This is a genomic window from Nocardia sp. TBRC8007 (genome assembly GCF_056629435.1).
The window spans coordinates 1-1,650 of sequence record NZ_JBWSOR010000088.1 but is presented as its reverse complement, the minus strand read 5'-3'; the positions used below and the strand labels follow the sequence as shown (position 1 = coordinate 1,650).

Annotated in this window: 1 protein-coding gene; it reads right to left on the bottom strand. The window is 66.0% G+C overall.

Annotated elements, in window-relative coordinates; translation table 11 throughout:
• A partial coding sequence (locus tag ACX4ZE_RS22710; protein ID WP_480275498.1) for a non-ribosomal peptide synthetase occupies positions 1-1,650 on the bottom strand: 1,650 nt, incomplete at both ends.

The following is a 1,650-nucleotide window of genomic DNA, read 5'->3' as shown; positions in this document are numbered from 1 at the left end:
CGCCCCACCTGGGTGCCGGCCACATACACCTCGCCCACCACCCCTACCGGCACCGGCCGCAACCACGAATCCAACACGAACACTCGCGTATTCCCCACCGGGGTACCGATCGGCACCGACGCCCCCACTGCCTCCTCTGGGGGCAGTACCGACGTTGTCGCGAACACCGTTGTTTCGGTCGGTCCGTAGCCGTTGACGATGCACACCCCCGGTAGCAGGGCCCTGGTCCGTTCCACGACCCATGGTGTCAACGGTTCACCGGCGAAGATCACCAATCGGAGCGCGCCGGTATCGGACACACCCGACGCCCAAACCTCCCACAGCGCATAGAACGCCGACGGTGCCTGGTTGAGAATTGTGACCTGCTCACGAACCACCAACTCCCACAAAATAATTGGGGATCGAACTGTCTCCCACGCCACGACGATAACCCGACTGCCGTGTACGAGCGCCCCCCACAGCTCCCACACAGAGAAATCGAACGCAGGCGAATGACACCACGCCCACACATCCTCCGAGGAGAAACCAGACCACCCCACCGTGCCACCGAGCAAAGCAACCACATTGCGGTGGGTGACGGCGACACCCTTGGGGCGGCCGGTCGAACCGGAGGTATAGATCACATACGCCAGATTTTCCGGACACAACCGACTACGCCGATCACCATCAGTCGCAGCGGTCTCGCTGTGGTCATCGGTGAGGGTTCCCGAAGCGTCGATATATAACGTGTCCGCCGTGACCGCGGGCAGGGCTGCGGCCGTGGCCCGGTCGGTCACCACCGCCACCGGGGCCGCGTCGGTGAACACGAACGCCAACCGGTCGGGCGGGTAGGTCGGATCCACCGGCAGATACGCACCCCCGGCCTTCCACACCGCCAACAACGCCACCACCAACTCCACCGACCGGGGTAACGCCACCGCCACCACCCGCTCGGGCCCCACCCCCCGCGCGACCAACAGACCCGCCAGACGGTCGGCGCGGTCGTCGAGGTCCCGGTAGGACAACTCCACCCCCGCACACACCACCGCCACCGCCTCCGGCGCCCGCCGCACCCGTGCCTCGATCAACTCCACCACGGTGGTGTCGGTATCGACGACCACGGTGGTGGCGTTGTAGTCCCGCAGCAGCCGGTCGCGTTCGGCGGCGGTGAGCACCTCCACCACCCCCACCACCACCTCCGGGGTGGCCGCCACCTGCCGCAACACCCGCACGAATCGCGCCACAAGCTGTTCGACCGTCTCCCGGTCGAACAGATCCGTCGCGAATTCCACAAACCCGTTCCAGTTCGCGGTCTCTGGCGAGTCGACAACATGGAAGGTCAGGTCGAAGCGGGAAGTCTCCGACAAGGTGCCTACCGGCTCAGCGGTAATTCCGGGCAGCGCGATCCCCGGTGGGGTGTTGTTCTGGAAGGCCAACGCCACCTGGAACAATGGGTGATGCGCCGTGGAGCGCACCGGGTCGAGTAGTTCGACCAGCAGCTCGAACGGCGCGTCCTGATGGGCGTAGGCCGCCAGCGCCTTTTCTCGTACCTGCCCGAGCAGGTCGGTGAACGAACCGGTCGGGATGACGCGTGCCCGCAACACCCACGTGTTGACGAAGCACCCGACCAGCTCGGTCAACGCCTCCTCGGTACGCCCGGCGATCGGCGAC